At 72.1% G+C, this 19,124-nt stretch carries 20 protein-coding genes; 13 read left to right on the plus strand and 7 right to left on the minus strand.

Features of this window, described 5'->3' with window-relative positions; translation table 11 throughout:
- Positions 1–1,149: a hypothetical protein gene (locus IEZ06_RS23835; protein WP_189238913.1), complete on the plus strand. Its 1,149-nt coding sequence runs from the start codon at positions 1–3 to the stop codon at positions 1,147–1,149.
- 274 nt (positions 1,150–1,423) lie between these two features.
- On the opposite strand, the gene IEZ06_RS23840 is transcribed toward IEZ06_RS23835, so the two are convergent.
- Together IEZ06_RS23840 and IEZ06_RS23845 are read right to left on the minus strand one after the other, a co-directional pair.
- Positions 1,424–2,350 (minus strand): hypothetical protein, encoded by a 927-nt coding sequence (locus tag IEZ06_RS23840; protein WP_189238914.1) that lies wholly within the window; start codon positions 2,348–2,350, stop codon positions 1,424–1,426.
- Between the two features lie 14 nt (positions 2,351–2,364).
- Positions 2,365–2,574: a hypothetical protein gene (locus IEZ06_RS23845; protein WP_189238915.1), complete on the minus strand. Its 210-nt coding sequence runs from the start codon at positions 2,572–2,574 to the stop codon at positions 2,365–2,367.
- Between the two features lie 18 nt (positions 2,575–2,592).
- On the opposite strand from IEZ06_RS23845, the gene IEZ06_RS23850 reads away from it, so the two are divergent.
- The 3 genes from IEZ06_RS23850 (at position 2,593) to IEZ06_RS23860 (ending at position 3,969) form a co-directional block, all read left to right on the plus strand.
- Positions 2,593–2,946 carry a DegT/DnrJ/EryC1/StrS family aminotransferase gene (locus tag IEZ06_RS23850; RefSeq protein ID WP_189238916.1) on the plus strand — a complete coding sequence of 118 codons (354 nt, stop codon included), beginning with the start codon at positions 2,593–2,595 and terminating at the stop codon, positions 2,944–2,946.
- 136 nt (positions 2,947–3,082) lie between these two features.
- Positions 3,083–3,295 carry a hypothetical protein gene (locus IEZ06_RS23855; protein ID WP_189238917.1) on the plus strand — a complete coding sequence of 71 codons (213 nt, stop codon included), beginning with the start codon at positions 3,083–3,085 and terminating at the stop codon, positions 3,293–3,295.
- Positions 3,274–3,969 carry a 3'-5' exonuclease gene (locus IEZ06_RS23860; protein ID WP_189238918.1) on the plus strand — a complete coding sequence of 232 codons (696 nt, stop codon included), beginning with the start codon at positions 3,274–3,276 and terminating at the stop codon, positions 3,967–3,969. Before IEZ06_RS23855 ends, IEZ06_RS23860 begins: the two co-directional genes overlap by 22 nt.
- A gap of 87 nt (positions 3,970–4,056) precedes the next feature.
- Here the strand turns inward: IEZ06_RS23860 and IEZ06_RS23865 are convergent, their stop codons facing one another.
- A complete protein-coding gene (locus IEZ06_RS23865; RefSeq protein WP_189238919.1) occupies positions 4,057–4,551 on the minus strand; it encodes an NUDIX domain-containing protein in 495 nt (164 codons plus the stop codon).
- A gap of 173 nt (positions 4,552–4,724) precedes the next feature.
- Between IEZ06_RS23865 and IEZ06_RS23870 the strand changes: the two genes are divergently transcribed.
- From IEZ06_RS23870 to IEZ06_RS23890, 5 genes are all read left to right on the plus strand, one after another.
- Positions 4,725–5,546 (plus strand): hypothetical protein, encoded by an 822-nt coding sequence (locus tag IEZ06_RS23870; RefSeq protein WP_189238920.1) that lies wholly within the window; start codon positions 4,725–4,727, stop codon positions 5,544–5,546.
- Positions 5,543–7,204 carry a PEP/pyruvate-binding domain-containing protein gene (locus tag IEZ06_RS23875; RefSeq protein ID WP_189238921.1) on the plus strand — a complete coding sequence of 554 codons (1,662 nt, stop codon included), beginning with the start codon at positions 5,543–5,545 and terminating at the stop codon, positions 7,202–7,204. The genes IEZ06_RS23870 and IEZ06_RS23875 overlap by 4 nt, the downstream gene beginning before the upstream one ends.
- Positions 7,205–7,639: 435 nt before the next feature.
- Positions 7,640–9,562 (plus strand): ATP-binding cassette domain-containing protein, encoded by a 1,923-nt coding sequence (locus tag IEZ06_RS23880; protein ID WP_189238922.1) that lies wholly within the window; start codon positions 7,640–7,642, stop codon positions 9,560–9,562.
- Positions 9,559–10,254 (plus strand): class I SAM-dependent methyltransferase, encoded by a 696-nt coding sequence (locus tag IEZ06_RS23885; protein ID WP_189238923.1) that lies wholly within the window; start codon positions 9,559–9,561, stop codon positions 10,252–10,254. The genes IEZ06_RS23880 and IEZ06_RS23885 overlap by 4 nt, the downstream gene beginning before the upstream one ends.
- 136 nt (positions 10,255–10,390) lie before the next feature.
- On the plus strand, positions 10,391–11,434 hold the full coding sequence (locus IEZ06_RS23890; RefSeq protein WP_189238924.1) for an MFS transporter: 1,044 nt from the start codon (positions 10,391–10,393) through the stop codon (positions 11,432–11,434).
- Positions 11,435–11,510: 76 nt separating this feature from the next.
- On the opposite strand, the gene IEZ06_RS23895 is transcribed toward IEZ06_RS23890, so the two are convergent.
- From IEZ06_RS23895 to IEZ06_RS23905, 3 genes are all read right to left on the minus strand, one after another.
- Positions 11,511–12,377 (minus strand): MBL fold metallo-hydrolase, encoded by an 867-nt coding sequence (locus IEZ06_RS23895; RefSeq protein ID WP_189238925.1) that lies wholly within the window; start codon positions 12,375–12,377, stop codon positions 11,511–11,513.
- A gap of 105 nt (positions 12,378–12,482) precedes the next feature.
- Positions 12,483–13,124 carry a TetR/AcrR family transcriptional regulator gene (locus tag IEZ06_RS23900; protein ID WP_189238926.1) on the minus strand — a complete coding sequence of 214 codons (642 nt, stop codon included), beginning with the start codon at positions 13,122–13,124 and terminating at the stop codon, positions 12,483–12,485.
- A 44-nt stretch (positions 13,125–13,168) separates the two neighbouring features.
- Complete coding sequence (locus IEZ06_RS23905) at positions 13,169–13,729, minus strand: DUF4396 domain-containing protein (protein ID WP_189238927.1); 561 nt, start codon at positions 13,727–13,729, stop codon at positions 13,169–13,171.
- Between the two features lie 359 nt (positions 13,730–14,088).
- Between IEZ06_RS23905 and IEZ06_RS23910 the strand changes: the two genes are divergently transcribed.
- Genes IEZ06_RS23910 through IEZ06_RS23920 form a run of 3 tightly spaced genes read left to right on the plus strand, consistent with a single transcriptional unit; the run spans position 14,089 to position 16,339 of the window.
- Complete coding sequence (locus IEZ06_RS23910; RefSeq protein ID WP_068903782.1) at positions 14,089–14,457, plus strand: BlaI/MecI/CopY family transcriptional regulator; 369 nt, start codon at positions 14,089–14,091, stop codon at positions 14,455–14,457.
- An 8-nt stretch (positions 14,458–14,465) separates the two neighbouring features.
- Positions 14,466–15,404, plus strand: coding sequence for a M56 family metallopeptidase (locus IEZ06_RS23915; protein ID WP_189238928.1), 939 nt, complete (start codon positions 14,466–14,468; stop codon positions 15,402–15,404).
- 50 nt (positions 15,405–15,454) lie between these two features.
- Complete coding sequence (locus tag IEZ06_RS23920; RefSeq protein WP_189238929.1) at positions 15,455–16,339, plus strand: F510_1955 family glycosylhydrolase; 885 nt, start codon at positions 15,455–15,457, stop codon at positions 16,337–16,339.
- A 94-nt stretch (positions 16,340–16,433) separates the two neighbouring features.
- Here IEZ06_RS23920 and IEZ06_RS23925 read toward each other — a convergent pair whose 3' ends face one another.
- Positions 16,434–17,234: a ferric iron reductase gene (locus IEZ06_RS23925; protein WP_189238930.1), complete on the minus strand. Its 801-nt coding sequence runs from the start codon at positions 17,232–17,234 to the stop codon at positions 16,434–16,436.
- A gap of 1,000 nt (positions 17,235–18,234) precedes the next feature.
- Between IEZ06_RS23925 and IEZ06_RS23930 the strand changes: the two genes are divergently transcribed.
- A complete protein-coding gene (locus tag IEZ06_RS23930) occupies positions 18,235–19,104 on the plus strand; it encodes a CHAP domain-containing protein (RefSeq protein ID WP_068903777.1) in 870 nt (289 codons plus the stop codon).
- Positions 19,105–19,124 lie beyond the last annotated feature (20 nt).

Below are 19,124 nucleotides of genomic sequence, written 5' to 3' on the forward strand. Positions count from 1 at the left end.
GTGGACACCACCACGTTGCACGCCGCCGTGCGCCGCTTCCCGCTGCTCGGCCGGCCCCGGCCCGCCTGCCCGGCGCTTGCCGCCCGGGTCACGGAGATCGGCGAGCTTGCCGAACTCGCCGCCACCCCCGGACTGTCGGAGGCGGAGGTGATGGCCGAGGCGGCGCACGCGCTCAACAAGGCCGCGCTGCTGGCCAGCGACTGCGGTCTGCCCGACCTCGCCCGTGACCTGTGCTGGCAGCACATCGACGTCTACCGAGCGGTCGAGCCTCCGCTGACCGTGTTGCAGGCCCGGTACATGCTGGAGCCCGCCCTCAACCTCGCCCGCCTGCAGATCCGCGCCGAGGCCGGGGAGCGGGCGCTGCGGCTGATGGAGGCGATGTATCGGGCCGTCACCTCCGGGACCGACCTGGTCGTCGACGGGCGCACGCTGCCGCTGGCCACCCTCACCGGCACACGGCAGGAGCACCACAAACTCCGGGAATGGGTGTGGCTGCAGTACCTCGCCGATGGGATCCGTGCTCTGGCGCTCGCGGGGCGCTGGGAGGAGGCGGTCGCGCACGCCACCGCGAACAAGGGCATCGGCCTGCACCTCATGGAAGGCCGCCAAGCCATGATCATCTCTCGCTGTCTGAGCGGCGCGCTGCCGGCGGCGCGCGCGGTGCTGGAGGCGAGCGCGGTGACGGAGCCGTGGGAGCGGCAGGTCGCGGCCTGCCTGGCGGTGATGTGCGCGGAGAAGAACAGCACCTCGGCCGATCGGGACATCCCGGCGATGGCGGACGGCTTCCTCGGGCAGCCGCCGGTGCCGGTGCCGGGGTATGCCGTCTTCCGGGCTCGGCTCGGGCTGACCGTGGCGACCCTCGCCGGTGACGTAGATGCGGAAACGGCCGATCGCGTCCTCGCGCAGGCCGCCGTGGAGGTGGTCGAGGCCGGGGACGGGTATGCCGCACGCGAGGTGCTCGGATACCGCAGCCCTGTGACGGAGTTGACCACCGTGCAGCGCAAGGCGCTGTCGACGGTGGTGACCGCCTCCGGCCTGGGAGCCGGGACGATGCCGGAGTCTGCGCTCACCTCTCTCGTCGGGGCGGCGCAGATTGCGGAAGACGCGTTGGCCGCATCGATGCTACGGCCAGAAGCCCTCACCACCTGAAAGCGGCGAGGGCTTCATGACGTCTTCCCGCCGTCGCTACCCTGACGGAGCAGCGGGTACGGACCGTACTGCCGCCCGGTCATGGATTCTTGATGACCGCGCCGCTGTTGAACCATTGCATGATCGGCACCGCGGCGTGCACGGCGACCTCCGCCTCCCCTTGCGTGGTCGGCATGCAGGACATCCCGGTCGGCCGGATGGGCGCTGAGCACGTTGGATCGGCGCCCAGAAGAGTCAGGTGAGGCGATCGGTCAACGTCCGCAGGCCTATGACGTCACCAGCGTTGGATGCGGTAGGCATCCACCAGGTCGTCGCTGTAGGGGTCCCGCCCGGTTCCGACAGTGGCAGGGGCCGAGATGGACGCCTTCACGTCCCAGCTGTACCGGGTGGCGGCGGTGGCCCCCTGCAGCCGGTAACCGGTGCCCAGCCGCCGCCAGGCGGTGATGACCGTCACCGGCACGCCCCTGCGGTCGGTGTGCACGCCCCACATGAAGGAGATCTTGCCGACCTGCGGGTCGAGCCGGCCGCCGAGCATGTCGCGGAACGGCTTGGAGGCACGGAACAGCGCGGCGAAGGTGGTCTCGCCCCGGTAGTCCCAGGACTTGCTGATCCGGCGACCGTCGGCATCGTGCTGCGGGGCGCCGGGCCGGTTGATGGTCGCTGTCCTGACGAGGAACTTCAGGGTGTCCAGGTCGAAGGGGTCGATGATCTGGTCGCCGTAGAGCGCCGCGCCGGCGGGCGCCTTGCCGAGCGTGCGCCACCCGGTGCCGCCGCCGTAGGCGGGTCCCGAAACGTAGAGGCGGCCGCCGACCGTGCGCATCCGGTGCACCGCTGAGGCGATCTTTACCTGGTCGGCCGCCCGCTGGTCGCCGTTGGCGGCGTCCTCCTTCAGGAACCGCAGAGCGCATTCGGAGGTTTCCACCTGGCGTTTCATGTCGGCGGCCACCACGCCGCCCCGGCCCAGCCTGGCCAGACCGGTCACCACGGGCGCGTCGGCCCGCCGCCCGCACCCCCGCATGGGCAGTGCCTCCACGCGTGGGTCCTGCGGCCAGCCTGCACCGGTTCTTTGGGAGATCTTCACCGAGGCCCCCTGGCTCTGGAGCCGCTTGACGGCGGCCACCACATCCACCGCAGTTGCCTGCGCGGGGGCGGGCAGTGCGGTCAGTCCCAGCACTATCACCGGTATCGCTTGCCATCTCATGGTGGGCGATCATGTCACAGCACGACGATAGGCGGCTTCGTGAGGCCCTGCGCGGTGGACGGAGACCGCAACCATTGCTGATGGATCTTGCTGGTCGGGGCGATCAGAGCAAGGGGACCGATCTGGTCGGACAGTTCGACCGGCACCGGCTGTGTCAGTGGGCGTAATGAATGCTCCGCATAGGGTGAGCGAAGCAGATCGGAGTCCCAGAAAAGGATGGGCACGTCAGCAGGGTCCTCTCCTTGCAACTGCGGATGGGCGAGGGTGGGGACGAGGACGTCGTACGGGGCGCCGATCAGGCCCAGGGCGGTCTCCATCACGAGCAGGCCGCCGGAACCGTCGGCGGCGTCGGCTGCTTCAGCCTCAAGGACGGCAAACTCCACGCCGCCGGTGAGGGCGGCTACCTGCTCACCGGCAATCCGATCATCGCCGCCCGCGCGGCGGCCTACCTCACCCACTGGGCCGTCGGTGCGCCCGGGATGCCCGCCCGCAGCCGTCTGGGTCGCAACTACCGGTTGTCGGCCGCCGTGGCCGCCACCGGCTGTCCGGCTTTCCGGCGGCGCTGGCCCGCCGCCGCGCCCAGTCCGCCGCCCTGATCGAATGCGTCAGTGACTTGCCCGGCCTGGACGTGATCGGCCCCGGGCCGAGGAGGAGCCCAACGGCTACAGCCCGCTGTGGTCCATCACCCTGCCCGAACCCCGCGCGTTCGCCCGCCGCCTGGCCGATGCTGGAGTGCCCAACAGCGTCGGCACGTTCGGGCTGTGCGCCGCCCCGCTCCACCCGGCCTGCCGCCTGCTGGACCCGGCGCCCTGCCCGGCCGCCGCCGACCGGCTCGACCGGCTGCTCGCCGTGGTGGTGGGCGCCAAGGACACCGAAGCCGATCTGCGCGCCTACGCGCGGATCATCCAGAAAGAGGCCCTGGCATGGACCGAGCAGAGCACCTGACCCCGCCGGGCGGGGCGGGGCTGGCCGCCGATCCGGATTTTGCCCGCCACACCTACCTGGTCATCGACTTCGAGGCGCTGACCCCGGCCGGTCGCCCGCCGGTGCCGACCGAGGTCGCGGCCCTGGCGTTGGAGGCCAAGAACGGCGAACTGGTGGAGGTCTGGCGGTTTCAGGCGCTGATCCGGCCGCCGTGCGAGGTGCCGGTGACCGACTTCGACGTGCGCCAGACCGGCATCACCGCCGCCATGCTGGCGCAGGCGGCCGGACCCGAGCACGTCATGGCCGCCCTGGACGCCCTGCTGACCGCGCCGCCGTACCGGCTCATCGCCCACCACGCCGCGACCGAAGCGGGGCTGATCGCCCACCAGGGCGCGTACTGCCCGGCGCTGGCGGCCGTCCCGCTGCTGGACACCGTCCGCCTGGCCCGCCTCATCTACCCGGAGCTGTCCTCCCACAGTCTGGACGCGCTGCTGCGCTACCTGCGCATCCCGATCCCGGCCGACCGGCACCGGGCGATGCCCGACGTGGAGGCCACCGCGCAGGTGCTGCGGCGCATGCTGGCCGAGAACGCCACCGCGCGCCGGTGGACCACCCTGCACGCGATGGACGCCGCCGCCGGCCTGCCGCCCAAACGGTTGCCCGCCGCCGAAGGCGCCCAGGAAGGACTCTTCTGACCCCGCCGCCCTCACCCGCGGGAGGCCTCTCCCCTGTGAGGCGGGCCGCCCGCGGGTGAGGGCGGCGGGGATCGGGACGCGCACCCCCTACTGCGGGAGGACCACGTGACCGGAGGCGATCAGCTCGAGGACTTCCTTGGCCTGCAGCCGCGAGTCCTCGGCGACGGCGTCGGCCTCACCGAGCTGGCTGCGGGTGAACCAGCGCACCCGGTGGTCGGCCTCCTGCACCGGCGTACTGTCCGCGGCCCAGGCCAGGAACACGTTGTCGACGTGGACGTGCGGAACGGCAGTGTGATTGTCGGGTCCGGCGTTCATCTCCACGATCCACCAGGGCGCCGCCACCGCGGTGTGCGGGAACCCCGCGGGCAGCGCGACGGCCGGCGCCGGGATCAGCTGCGTCACCAGACCGGTCTCCTCCCGGATCTCCCGGAGCGCGGCCTCGGCCGGGTGCTCCTCGGCCTCCACATGCCCACCGGCGGCCATCCACTCCTCCATCCGCGGATGCCACACCAGCGCGATCTCCACCTCCCCGCGCTCGGTACGGCGCAGCACGAACGCGCTCGCGGTGGCCTCTTTGATCATCTGCGCTCTCTCCTTCGTCTCGGCTCGCACCCCTCACGTGAGGCCCACCGGCCCCAGGCGTCCGAGCCTGGCACACCGCTCCCCGGGCCGACCGGCGATGCGGCGAAACCGGTCCCCGCCTGCCCTGCCCGCCCCCATCCCCGCGAGCACGACCCCGCCGGAAGGACACCCGTATGGACGAGATCTGGAACGGCACCCGCACCGCTGACTACGAACACACCCGCCCCACCGGCACGCTCCTGGAATGGGAGCTGTACACGCGCTCCCTGATCGCCTGGCCCCACGTTCTGATGGACGAGCCGGCCCCCTACGGGCGGCTGCGCCGCCCCGGCATCGTGGACATCGACGAGACCGTCCACCAGCACCTGGTCGGCGCCTGGCACGCCCGCCTGAATGATCCGGTCTACGCCGCCGACCTGATCACCCGCACCGAAGGGGCCCGCGCCCGCACCGCCGCCGCCCTGCAAGGACTGGAGGCGGCGCTGGAGGCCGGTGACCCGGCCGCGGCAGCGGCGGCGCTGACCGAGGCCACCGGCCGCCTGCTGGAGGTGATGTCGACCCACATCGTCAACTGGCTGCTGCCCGAGACCGCCTGGCAGGACCTGCTGACCGACCTGCTGGGCGGCCCGGCGGCAGCGTCGGCGTGCGGCTCGGCCCTGATGACGCCGACCGCTCCCGGGCGGCTGCTGACCACCCACCTGTCCCCCGGCCCCACACCGTCCGCGACCGAGGCGCCCGCCGCCCGCCAGCGGGCCCTGCAGGCCGCCCACGCCTGGGCACTGGCCCTGACCTTGACCGCCGCCGGGGACGCCTCCCGCCTGACCGCGGCCCGACTCGTGATCACCCTCAGCCGGTGGGCCGCCGACAGCGAGGAACGCCGCGCCGAGCTGCGTGACCGCTACCTGGCCGCCGTCCCCCGGTGGGCCGCCCTGACCGGCACCGATCCCACCCGGCTGACCGTGGCCGACCTGACCTGCAGCGGAGCCGCCCGATGACCACCCCACCCGCCGCCTGCCCCCTCATCGCCCTGGCCGACGCCGATGACCCGGCCTCCTGCGGCGGCAAGGCCGCCGCCCTGGCCCGCCTGCACCACGCGGGCCTGCCGGTCCCGGACGGCGTCGTCGTCCCCACCTCTACGAGCACCGGTGACCTTCCCGGCGTACTCGCCGCGATCCTGTCCTGGGCGGCCGGGCGCGCGCCGTACGGGCTGATCGCCCGCTCCTCGGCCCCGCACGAAGACGGGACGCTCGCCTCCTTCGCCGGCCTGTACACCTCCGTCTTCACCCCCGCCGAACCCGCACCGCTCCTGGCCGCCCTGCACCGGGTCCGTACCTCCGCCGCAGGCGCCGCCGCCGCCTACGCCCGCGCCCGCGGCGTCGCCTGCTCACCGGCGATGGCCGTGCTCGTCCAGCCCGCGCTACGCCCGTACGCCTCCGGCGTCCTGGCCATCGAACGAGATGACGACCCGGCGCGCTGGCGCGTCGAGGCCGTCCACGGCCTGGCCGAACCGCTGGTCAGCGGACGGCAGACCGGGGAGATCCACACCGGCCCGCCCCCGGCCCCGCCCCGCCCGTGCGGGCAGAGTGTGATCGCGCTGCCCGGCACGGCCGCAGAACTCCGGCTTCCCCCCGGGGAGTGGACCACTCTGCACGACGCCGACGGCGCCCTCCACCGGGCCAAGGTGCACCTGTCCGGCGACGGCCTCGTCCACCTGCACCGGCCGGCGGCATGGGCCGACCGGCCGGTCCTGACCGCCGAGCAGGTCCACGCCCTGATCACGGTCGGCTCCCGTGCTGCCGCGGCGCTGGGCTGGGATCGCATCGACGTCGAATGGGCGCTGACCCGCGGCGGCTTGCACCTGGTCCAAGCCCGCCCGCTGACCGCCCCGCTGCCGCCCGCCTCCGGCCGGGCGCCCGGCGCCGGGGCGGGCTGGGAGGGGATCGCGGCCGTGCCGGGCACCGGCATCGGCCCGGCGCTGCACCTGGAACCGGCCGCCGCCCACGCCTTGGACCCGCAGGCCGTCACCGGCGCGGTCCTCATCTGCCAGGCACTCGGCCCCCAGACCGTGCACCTGCTGCACCACCGGCCCAGCGCGATCGTCGCCGCCACCGGCGGCCCGCTGTCCCACACCGCGATCCTGGCCCGCGAGTTCGGCATCCCCTGCGTCACCGCCGTCACCGATGCCCTGGCCACCATCGGCCCGGGAACCCGCCTCCTTGTCGATGGCACCGCGGGAACCGTCACCACCGTCACCCCGGCCGCCTCCGGCACGACCCCGGCCGCTGACAGCACCGACCTGCGCGACAGCGCCGTCCTGGTCGCCTCCCCACCGGCCACCCCACCCGGCGACGGCCGGGCCGCGACCCTGCTGCTGTGCGAGCCCACCGCGGCGGATGTCGCCCGCCTGCCGGCCTGGTTCACCGAGCCGGCGGCCGCGCCCGGGGCGGCCCCGGCCGGGCTGCTGCGCCTGGGATCCGACACGCCGCTGCCCGGCCTGCCGGAGGGATACCGCGACATCCCCCTGCCCGGGATGGGCCGGTTGGTCTGGCCGCGGGACGCACCGCTGCCTGCCCGCGTCGTGGTCCTCGGCCCGGACGGCACGGTCCTGCTGGGCCGCGCCACCGATCCACACCCCGGGGAGGCACCCCGATGACCCGCACCTCGATGAACCGCACACCTGAACCCTCTGGTGGCGGCCCGGCCCGCTCCTGCGCCCGCCACGATGATCGGCGCCCTGCCCCGGCACGCCCGCGCACACCGTGCTGCTGGCAGCCGGGAAGACCGCGAGCGGCGGCGCAGCCACCGGACCGGTTCGCAGGAACCGGTCGCGCCCGGTGGCGTAACTGTCAGTGGCGTCTGGGATCGTCACGGAAAGCTCACAAGTGAAAGCCATCCGTCACATCAGGGGGAGGTGGTGCGCCACGTACGCCGACCGGGCACCGCCAGGACGTCGGCCGCTTCCCTCCGCCGGCCCCGGCCCCGCACCAGGCACCACACGCTTCCCGCTTCTCCCCTCGATCAGGACACCCCGCCCCGCCCGCCGAGCCGGCACGCGGGGTGTCCCCGGCCTTGAACAGGAGCCGCCGACGTGGCTGACCAGACCGCCGTCACCGACACCGACGCCACCTCCCGACCGCACAGCGAAGAGCTGGAGTTCGTCTACAACGGCGGCGACAGCGCCGAGCTGGCCCGGCACCTGACCTGGCGCAGCTTGATCAGCCGCCTGCCCAAACTGGTGCGCCGCTCCTTCGCCCTGGCCTGGGCCGTGGACCGGCGCTCGACGATCGCCCTGCTGGCCTGCCAGGTGATCTCCGGCCTGCTGGAGGCACTCGGCCTGTTCGCCACCACCGCGGCGCTCAGCGCACTGATCCAGTCCGCCAGCGATCCCGCGCACCTGACCGCGGCCCTGCCGTCCGTGCTGATGCTGGCCGCAACAGCCGGGCTGCGCGCGATCCTGGGCATCGCGATTCAAGGGTTGTCGAACCGGCTGGGGCCGCGGATCTCCCGGGAGGCCGAATACCGCATGCTCCATGCGGCCACCGGCGCGGAGATGGCCGCCTACGACCACCCCGGATTCGACGACCGCTACGACAAGGCCGACCGGGGCGTCGAGGTCAGCCGGGACATGATCGGCGAGTCGCAGAACCTGGTCTCCTCGGCGGCCACGCTGATCGCCGCGGCCGTGGTCGTCGCCGCGCTGGCGCCGGTCCTGCTGCCGCTGCTGGTGCTGACCGCCCTGCCGCAGGCGCTGGCGTCCGTCGCGGGTGAGCGCGTCACCTACCTGGCGACGCTGCGCACGTTCCGCGACCGCCGGATGCTGAACATGCTGCGCTGGTACCTGTCCCACAAGGACCAGGCCGACCAGATCCGCACCGACACCCTGGCCTCCTACCTGCTGGACAAGTACCGGGCCAGCGGCGTCCGGGTGGACCGCACCGTCGACGAGGCCACCTGGCAGCACGCCAAGATCAGCCTGGTGGGCTCAGCCGTCAGCGGCCTGGCCGCCGCCCTGATGTGGGCCGGGGTGATGGTGCTGCTGGGCACCGGGCACATCGGCGCGGCCGCCGCCGGCACGCTGGTGTTCGCGCTGCGCTCGGCCTCCGGCGGCCTGCACGGCATCGTCGGCTACGGCGCCGACCTGATGCGCACCGGCCGCTACATGGACGACTGGGAGTCCTTCATCGACGAGGCCGCCGGGCAGCGCCTGGACCGCGGTGCCCTCACCCCGGACCGGCCCCGGCAGGTCGCCCTGCACCAGGTCACCTACCGCTATCCCGAGGCCGAGTCCGACACCTTGCGCAAGGTCGACTTCGAGGTCCGCCAAGGTGAGATCGTCGCCGTGGTGGGCGAGAACGGCTCCGGCAAGACCACCCTGATGAAGCTTTTGTGCGGCCTCAACCTGCCCACGGCCGGGGTGGTCACCTGGGACGGGATCAGCACCCGGGATCTGGACCCGTACGCGCTGTGGAAGGAGTGCGCGGTCGTACCGCAGGAGTTCGCCCGCTGGCCGATGACCGCCCGGGAGAACATCACCCTCGGCCAGCCCCAACCGGACGGGGATGCGGCCGTGCACCGCGCGGCGGCCGCCAGCGGCGCCGACGCGGTGATCACGGTGCTGCGCAGCGGCCTGGGCACGCTGCTGGCGCGGGAATGGTGGAACGGCCAGGCCCTGTCCTCGGGCCAGTGGCAGCGCATCGCGGTCGCTCGCGCGATCCATCGCGACGCCGGTCTGCTGGTGATGGACGAACCCACCTCCGACCTGGACGCGCGCGCCGAGCACCTGATCTTCACCGGGCTGCGCGCGCTCGCGAAAGACCGGGCGGTCGTGCTGGTCACCCACAACCTGGCCAACACCGCGGTCGCCGACCGGATCGTCGTCATGGAGGGCGGGCGCGTCACCGCGCAGGGGACGTTCGCCGAGCTGACGGCCCGGCCGGGGCTGTTTCGCGACCTGTGGCTCCTGCAGCAAGATCGCATGACGCCCGCGGCTCAGGAGGACGCGGCGCGATGAGTGAACCTCGAGTGGCCAACGGCCGAGCGTGGGACCGCTACGGCCGCCACCACCTGGCCCAGAGGACGGCCGTCCCGGTTCCGGACACCATCGCCTGGGGCTTCGGCAACCCCGGGCCCGGCACCGCGGTACTCGGGCAGCTGGCCGGCCGCCGGGTGCTGGAGTTGGGCTGCGGCACCGGCCGCTACGCCGCCCACCTGGCCCGCGACCATCACGCCCGCGTCACCGGCGTCGAAAGCTCACCCTCGCAGTACGAGCGCGCCGTCGCCGCCTACGGCACGCTCCCCGGGTTGACGCTGGTGCACGCCGACGCGGTCGACTACCTGCAGCATGCCGGGGACTTCGACGTGATCGTCAGCGTGCACGGGGCGCTCTGCTTCACCTCACCGGATCTCCTGCTTCCAACCGTCTTCGCGGCGCTGCGGCCGGGCGGCCTGCTGGTGGCCTCGGTGCTGCACACCAACTACCTCGGCGACGGACCGTCACAGGTGGTGGAGCCGTCACCGCAGCGGCTGCAGCTCGGCGGCGGTGAACTGGAGACGGTGTACCGGTGGGTGCTGGCGCCCCGGCTGTGGCGGCGTCTGCTCGCCGAGCACGGCTTCACCGGCATCGTCATCGACCGCCTCGACAGCCAGACCGACGGCGATCCGACCTCCTGCTGTCTGATCCGCGCCACCCGGGAGCCGCGATGACCGCACCCACCACCGCCGCACCCGCGGCGGACCACCAGCCGGTGCGGTCGCCGCACGGCCCCTCTGGGTCGGCCACCGTCCTTGTAGCCCGTCGGCGCGGTGCGGCGGGCCGTTCACTCCGGCTGTGGAGGAGAGCGTGATCCCCCGGCGTCTGGCCGGTTCGGTGGAGCTGCTGCGCAGCAACGCGCCCTACCGCCGCTACGCCGCGGCCCGCCTGTCGTCGACCTTGGGCACGACGGTCGCCCCGCTCGGGCTGGCCTTCGCGGTGATCGCCGGAGGGGGCGGCGCCGGAGCTCTCAGCGGTGTCCTGCTGGCCGAACTCCTGGCGTTCCTCGCGGTGACACCGGTGGCCGGGGTGCTGGCCGACCGGCTGCCGCGCAAGAGGATCATCATCGCGGCGCAGGTCGCCAACGCCTGCCTGCAGACGGCGGCGGCGGTGCTGGTGGCCACCGGAACCGCCACGGTGGCGGCGCTGGCCGGACTGGGAGTGATCGCGGGCGCCACCGCGGCCTGTTTCCAGCCGGCGATGAAGAGCGTGCTGGCCGCCCTGGTGGCCCCCGAGGCGCTGGTCGAGGCGAACGCCCTGATCCAGATCGGCAGCAATCTGGTCGCCATCGGCGGACCCGCTCTGGCCGGGCTCGTGATCACGGTCGGCGGGGCGCACTGGGTGCTGGCCTGGGACGCCTTCACGTATGCCGTCGCCGCCGTGGTGTTTCGCACGCTACGGCTTCCTCCCACAGACCGTGCACGGCGTCCGCGGTTCTGGACGGACCTGACCGAGGGCTGGACGGCGTTCACCGGCCGCCGCTGGCTGTGGGTGCTCACCATGTTGAGCATGGTCACCTCGGCGTGCTGGGCCGCCCTGACGGTGCTGGGGCCGATCTACAGCGTGCGGTATCTGGACGGCGCCATCAGCTGGGGGCTGATCAACTCATCGATCGGGATCGGGCTGATCACCGGCGCGGTGACCGCGCTGCTGCTGCGCCCGGCCCGGGTCGGCGTCGTCGTCTGCGCGGCCGCGATCCCCGAAGGGCTGCTGCTGGTGAGTCTGGCCGCCGGGGCGCCGCTGCCGGTGATCGCGGCGGCCGCCGGGGCGACCGGCGCCGCCGGGACGATCCAGCTCGTGACCTGGTTCCCCGGAAAACAGCCGTGTTGTCGATTCTCGTGGTGCGTCGCGTGATCAACGATGTCGCTCAGACGGGGCGCTGCCGGCTGGGAAGTCTACGAAACCGCGGGATGAGCAGATGCCTCCCGAGTCACAGCGGCCGGTCGGCGCGCGGGAAAGCTCCTCGAAGGGCGAAGCCGTCGCCGTGCCGGTGGATTCTTCCGGCATGGAGGAGATGGGTGGCCAGCAGGACACCGGAACGCTCGGCGAGGTCGTTCAGTACGCGACGGCGGGATTCGGCAGCTTGGACGGGATCCTCGCAAAGAGACGAGGAGACGTCCGGGCGGATCAATTGCAGAGGATGGTGGAGCAGGTCGCCTGCGATCATCGCGGTCTGACCGCTGTCGGTGATCTCCACGACGAGATGGCCGGGGGAATGCCCGGGAGCGGGGAGTAGCCGTACGCCCTCATCGATCCGGTGGACCCCGGTGATCAGGTCCAGCAGGCCGGCCGCCTCCAGCGGCAGGACGCATGCGCCGATCCGGTCGGCGTGCCGGGCGCGACCGGCGGCGAAGCGCTCGTACTCCGCTGCGGCCAGTAGGTAGCGCGCACGGGGGAAGGCCGGTTTCAGGTCGTCGGTGGTGTTCCAGCCGACGTGGTCGTGGTGCAGGTGGGTGTTGACCACGGTGTCCACGGTGGCGGGCTCGATGCCGGCCTCGGTGAGGGTGGTCATCCATCGGGAGGTGAAGCCGGGGAAGGGACCTCTTCTCCCCTGCTTGCCGCCGCCGAGGCAGGTGTCGACCAGGATCGTGGTTCCGGCACCCAGGATGGCGAAGCCGGTGACGACCATCGGCTCGCGCATGCCGTCCATCGCGAGCAACCGTTCGAGGTCCGCCGCCGGCAGGTCGGGGAACAGGCGCTCGGGCGGCAGGACGTGACCGGCCGCGTCGATCAGCGGGACGACGGTGCGCCGCCCGACGGTGACGGGCGCGGGCTGGGGCGGGACGTACAACGACATGGGCTGCTCCTGATCCGGTGGGGGTTCCTCGGCCGAACCGAGGTGTCCAGATAGGGGTTACCGGTCGTCAGGGGTGACGGCAATCGCCGAACAGGTCCTGATCGTTCACAAGCGCACACTTCGCGGTTGTCTGTTCGGAACCGGGATCCGCTGCGCGGAGGGCTGCTGCTCCACCGAGGGGGCGCCTTCCAGCGCCGCCGCGACGCCTTTCGTCAGCACCGTACGGAAGACGGTGTCCATCCGCGCGGGAGTCTCGGCCGTGCCGTCCTCCACCCAGCGGGTGAGCAGGGCCATGAACGCGCCGGCGGCGCAGGTGACGGCCAGGTCCAGGTCGGCGGGGGCACGGGTGTCCGGCGGCAGGGCGGTCAGCAGTTCGGCGCGGATGATCGATGACAGGACGTATCGGATGCGGGCGTGCACGGCCGCTCCGCCGCGCGGCCCCAGCAGGGCGCGGACCAGGTGCCGCTGCTCGTCGACGTGCTCCAGCAGGGGAAGGCTGAAGGCGAACATCTCCTCCGGCGCAGTCGGCCGGGCGGATCCCAGCCGGTCGACGAGTTCGTCGATGGTGTGGAACAGGACGTCCTGCTTGCCGGTGAAGTGGGAGTAGAAGGTCGAGCGGCCGATGTCGGCTCGCTCGATCAGGTCGGTGACGGTGACGGCGTCGTAGCCCTTGTCCACGATCGCGTCGACCAGAGCGTCCTGTACGGCTCGCCGGGTGCGGCGCACCCGGCGGTCGAGCCCGTCCATGGAGAATCTCCGTCTCCTCGTCGGCCGGTCGGGGATCAGGGGGATCAGTGGTGGTAGGCGTGGACGACGGCGTGCCCCTTGCCCCGGCCGATGATCCACTTGTTGACCGGGGTGGTGACGAGGAAGGCCACCAGGAAGGCGAAGGCCAGGGCACCCCAGAACAGGCCGGTGGTCAGACCGGCGTCCATGGCGCCGGGGATCACCAGCATGACGCCGTTGTCGACGATCTCCATGACGATGATGGAGACGGTGTCGGCGGCCAGGGCCAGCTTGATCGCGGCGCCCCAGGCGACGCCGGCCCGGCGCAGCGGGATCAGGGTGAGCAGGTAGCCGAAGAAGAAGGCCAGGACGACGGCCAGGACGATGGTGGGCGCGGTGGCCCAGCCCAGCGCGGTGCCGATGACCAGGCCGAGGACCTCGCCGATCGCGCAGCCGGTGAGGCAGTGCAGGGTGGCCGAGGCGGCCATCCGCCAGGTGGTCTTTGAGGCGTGGCCCGCGTGGGCGTGATGGTCATGTCCTCCGTGTTCGCCGTGTCCGTGGTGCCCCTCCGGCCGCCCGTGACCGTGGTGCATCTCGTGTCCCGAGTGGTGCGTCGGTTCCGACATGGTGAGCTCCTTCGTCGATCAGGACTGACATGCGTCAATTTATACCCTAGGGGGGTATATCGCAAGGTGATCTTTCCCCGAGAGGTCTGACCGGCGGATTCGCTGCCCGCCGATGGCCGGACCGGGGCAGGATCCCGGCGAGCGGGAAATCTACTATGGAGGATCACAGATGGGCCGACAATGGCCGGTGATCGCCGCGCCGCCGGGTTCGCGAGCGGCGCGCGGCCTAGCCTGTTCCGTTGCAGCGGATCGTCCAGATTCCCTCATGCCGCCTTCTCCTGCGGAGGATCGAGCACCTGCCGGCACCTACGACGGCCGGTAGCATCGAACTATCCGCAGGCAGAGGGGAGACGCACGTGATGCGTGGTCTGGGAGACCTGGAGTCCGCGATCATGGATCGTCTGTGGTCGTATCACCGGCCCGCGTCGGTCAGGGACGTGCTCGACGATCTGCGCCGCGACCGGGAGATCGCCTACACGACGGTCATGACGGTGATGGACAAGCTGCACACCAAGGGCCTGCTGCGCCGTAAGCAGGTCGGCCGGGCGTATGTCTACGAGACGGTGGCCAGCAAGGAGGCCTACACCGCCGAGCTGATGCGTGCCACGCTCACCTCCGGCGGCAACCAGGCGGCCACGCTGGTGCACTTCCTGGAGCGGCTGTCTCCGGAGGAGTCCGAAGCGCTCGAGGCCGCGCTCAAGGTGTATCCGCCCAAGGGCCGCGCATGATCGCCGCCGTGATCCTGACGCTGTACGCCGTCGTCGCCGCGCTCTGGTTGCCCCGGCTGCTCGACCGCGGCGCGTGGGCCGAGCGCGCTCCGCGGCTGGCGATCTCCGTATGGCTGGCCGCGTGCGTCTCGGTGGTCGCCTCCGGTCTCTTCGCGGCGTTCGCCGCCGCGGTTCCGGCCTCCGTGGTCGGGCATGGGCTGGCCGCGTTCTTCCAGGCATGCGCGGAGCTGCTCACCGATGGACAAGCCGCCATCTCCACGGGCGCCCGCGCCGCTTTGCTCGGTGCCGCCCTGGTCGCGGGCAGGGTCGTCTACTGCGGGGCGGCCGTGCTCGTCCGTGCACAGCGCGAACGCCGGCGGCACGCCGACATGCTGAACATCCTCGGCCGCCACGACGGTGAGCTGGAAGCGGTGGTGCTGGAGCACGACGAGGCCGCGGCCTACTGCCTGCCCGGGCGGCAGGGCAAGACGGTCATCACGACGGCGGCTCTGCAGTCCCTGGCTCCCGAGCAGATCGCCGCCGTGCTCGCCCACGAGCGGGCCCATCTGCGGGGGCGTCACCATCTCGTGCTGGCCGCCGCCGAAGCCTTCTTTGCCGCCTTCCCCCGCCTGCCGCTGTTCGCCCGGGCCCGTACCGAGGCCGCCCGGCTGGTCGAGTTGCTCGCCGACGACGTCGCGGCCCGTCAGCATCCGCGCATCCACATCGCCGCCGCCCTGGTACGGCTGGCCACCGGCCGGACTCCGGCGTTCATGCTGGGCGCGGGTGGCGAGACGGCGCTGACCCGCGTCAAGCGCATGCTCAGTCCGGCCGCTCCCCTCGGCCGCAAGGAGCGCCTGGCCGGTTTGGCCGCTGTCGCTCTGCTGCTCGCCGGTCCTGCGGTCGTGGCCGCGATCCCGGGTGTGGCGTCGCTGCTGGCCCACCACTGCCACACGCTGTCGATCTTCTAGACACCACACCTTCTACGATGATGAATAGTAGAAGGCGGTAGCATCAGGCCATGATCCCGATCGACCGGCATCGTCGCGTGCGCGCAGGCGCCGTCCTGGCGCTCGCGCTGCTGTCCGGGACGGCATGCGCCGCCCAGCCGTCCACGCGGACCACCGATGCCGCTGATCCCGGGATCGGTCACGTTCACGGGCTGGGAGTCGACCCGGCCGACGGCACGATCTACATCGCCGGGCACTACGGCCTGTTCCAGGTCCGTTCCACCGACACTGCCCGGCGGGTCGCCGATCGCGTTCAGGATCACATGGGCTTCACTGTGATCGGGCCGAAGGCCTTCCTGGCCAGCGGGCACCCCGCGGCGAAGGACGTCCCATCCGGCGGGTCCCCTCACCTGGGCCTGATCCGCACCACGGACGCCGGCCTCACCTGGAACACGGTCTCGCAGGCAGGCATCGCCGACTTCCACGCCCTCGCACCGGCGGGGACGACCCTGTACGCCTACGACAGCCAGAGCGGGCAGGTGTGGCGCAGCGGCGATGAAGGCCAAGGCTGGGTGCCGGGAGCCGCACTGCAGGTGATCGACTTGGCCGCTCACGAGGAGGAGCCGAAGCGAGTCCACGCGACCACTCCCGAGGGAGTGCAGGTCAGCAAGGACGGCGGCCTGACCTTCGCCGGGCTCGCCGGCTCCCCTTTGTTGTCCCACCTTGACGCGCTCGGCGAAGACGACCTGGTGGGGGTCGGCGCCGATGGCCGTGTGCACGCCAGCGCCGACGGCGGCGCAACGTGGCAGGCCGCAGGCCGCCTGCCCGGCCAGGCCGCGGCGTTCACCGCCGTCGACCGGCAGCGTCTGCTTGCGGCGCTGCAGGACGGGACCGTTCTGGAGTCAACGGACGGAGGACGCGGTTTCTCCGTCGTCTACCGGCCCGCCCTCAGCTGAGCCGCACGCCCGCACCTTCTCCGGCCGCCCCCGTCCCGTCCGCGGGCGCTGCGCCGTCGCTGACCGAAGCCGGGGGCCGGGGGCCGGGGCAGGATCAGTGTGGGCTCGCCGCGCCGGCGAGGACCCGGCGGTAGGCGCAGACGCGGTCCTCGACACTGTCCAGGCAGCAGCTGGCGCACTTTTCTCCATGGACGGCGGTGTAGAACAGACAGCACGTCCGGCGCAGGTAGAACAAGCCCTCCCTGCCGCCCTCGGAGAGCCGGACCAGCTCCCCCAGCCCGCCCAGCTCCGGCGGGCAGGCGGTGAGGAAGGCGTCGTAGGAACGGTGCAGCAGATCGACGTCGGCCCCGGGCGTCCTGCTCGCGGCGCCGAACGCCGCCGCGCACCCCTGGGCGATGCCGCCGTACAGCTGACGCCGGCCCGCGCGGCTGCGCACCCGCAGCGCCTCGGCGAGCGGGAACAGGTGCTCATCGAGCACCTGGCCGACCAGCAGCGCCAGCCGTTCATCCGCGGTCATCGGCGAGGTCTCGGCCAGCCGAGGCCGGCGCAGCGCGACGGCCCCGAACCCGTGATGGTCGTCGAGCCGGAGCGCCACGTTGCCCGGTCGCGCGTCCAGCACCTGGTCGTACAGCGCCCAGGCCAGCAGGGCGGGAGCCGTGACCGTGCCCGCATAGACGGCCATCACGGTCAGCGCCGTGGCGTGCGCCGACACCTGTCCGCTGGCGGTCCGCTCGGCCTCCAGCACCCGGGTTAGCTCCTCGGAGGCGGGGTCGGCCAGCCGGTCGGCGGCGATCCAGTCCTCACCCGCGTCCAGACCGTCCTGCAGCCGGTAGCGCTCGCCGTAGCCGGCCAGCGCGGTGAGCACGGCTGCGGGATCGGCGGGCGGATGCGACACGATGGGGAGCTCCTTGCGTGAGGGACGGCGTCGTCCGCGCACCATTGTGGGCCATCGGCGCAGCAGGCCGACGTGGCGGGTCTTTCGCTTGCACGGAAAAGCCGCATCGGCCGCATTCAGCCCGGCGGCGCGCCTTTGGGGCGTGCCTGATCGCATGCGGTCGGAGTTCTTCTAAACGGCCACCGCGCGGTGGCGGCCCGGTGATCTGCGGTGCCGCCTTCCGGCCGCACCTTCGGACGGGTCGCGGTCTTTGGCCCGCCTGGCGAGGACGGCGCCGCCCAGCAGGGCAGCCGCCACCGCTACGGGAATCACGGCCTCCTGCACGGCGGACGCCTCATCGGCGGGGTAGTCCTGGCGGGTTCCCGGCCTCCCGCGGCGGAGAGTCTTCGCCGGCGCGGGATGCGACGGCAGACGGGGCGCCTTCCCGTTGAAGGCAGATCACCATCCATGACGATGCTACGTAGTAGACCCACGCTGGAAGGCTGAACACAACGTCGCATAAAGACCAGAAGATCTAGCTCGAGCGCTGTTGCCCGTAAGATCTTCTGGCCGCGCGGCCGCAGGGTCTCGCCCGTCCGGCTGCCCCGGTTCCCGATCGCGCCCGCACCCGCCCGCGATGCGCCTCCATCTGCGCATACAAGAGTCTTTCCACCTGCTCACGATAGTTGCAGCAGGGGTGCGGGACAGCGTCGGCTTCGGTGATCCACGTCGCCGTCCATGTGGTGCCCCCGCAGCGGACTCCGCCCCGCACCCGAGAGATGGCGGCGCCACTCCTCGTCTCCGACCAGGGTCGGCGAACCGAGTCCCCGACTTTCCTCAGGAACTATCCGCCGTAGTCGAATGTCCAGGCGACAACAGGATGCACCCCGGGCTGTTCCTGCACGGCCACGCCCTGACGCGTGGCCAAAGAGGGCGGCCGTGGCTCACGCCGTACCGGCACGAGCGTCGTGTCCCGCGTCATGAGCCCCTTTCTCGCGCAGGTCAGTAAAGGAACGTACCGTTGCCCGTTCTGTCGCACGCCTTCGGCCGCCGGAGCCTGTCCATCAGCCTGCTCGTCGCCGGCATGGCAAGTTTCACCATCCTGTCCACCGGGACGGCTCATGCCGCCGACATCCCGTCGATCACCGATGGCGACTCCGGCGCGGCTCCCTTCTCGCAGATGCAGGCGCGGATCGCCGAGATCGAAGCCCAGATCGCGATGATCGAACAGGGAACGATGCCGTCCCAGGTCCCGGCCCCCGAGACCTCCGCACCGGCCCAGCCGCGCAGCGAGGTCATCCAGTCGCCCGATCAGCGCCTGACCGTCGATGGCCGAAGTGACGCGCTTGCAGTGCCGGACCAGCTCCCGGAGCTGCGGATACCGGACCAGCCCCAGGCAGGGGGTCTTTCCGCGCCGGCCGCGCCGCTGACCGCGGGTACCAAAGTCCAGCAGCTCATCGCCACCGCTCTCAGCAAGGTCGGCGAGGGCGAGGCCGCGGACGGCACGTCCTTCTACGGCAAGTGGTACGACACCTACACCAAGCAGAAGGGGTTCGCCGCCGCCCCCTGGTGCGACATGTTCCTGGCGTGGGTGGCCGTCCAGCACGACGCGCAGGATGCAATGGGCATCTACGCCTACACCCCCTGGCACGCGCAGTGGTTCGACAAGCAGGGCCGCTTCGACCGCACCCCGCGCGTCGGCGACCTGGTCTTCTTCGACTGGGGCGGCTCCAAGAGCATCTCGGCCATCGACCACGTCGGCCTGGTGACCGGGGTCAACCCCGACGGCTCGGTCACCACCGTCGAGGGCAACATCAGCGACAAGGTCGTCACTCGCACGCGCACCATGGGCGACATCGTCGGCTTCGGGCACCCCGACTACGCGGGCTGAACCACCGCCGTCACCGCGCT

This window comes from Planomonospora antibiotica (assembly GCF_014647955.1).
GTDB classification, from domain to species: domain Bacteria; phylum Actinomycetota; class Actinomycetes; order Streptosporangiales; family Streptosporangiaceae; genus Planomonospora; species Planomonospora parontospora.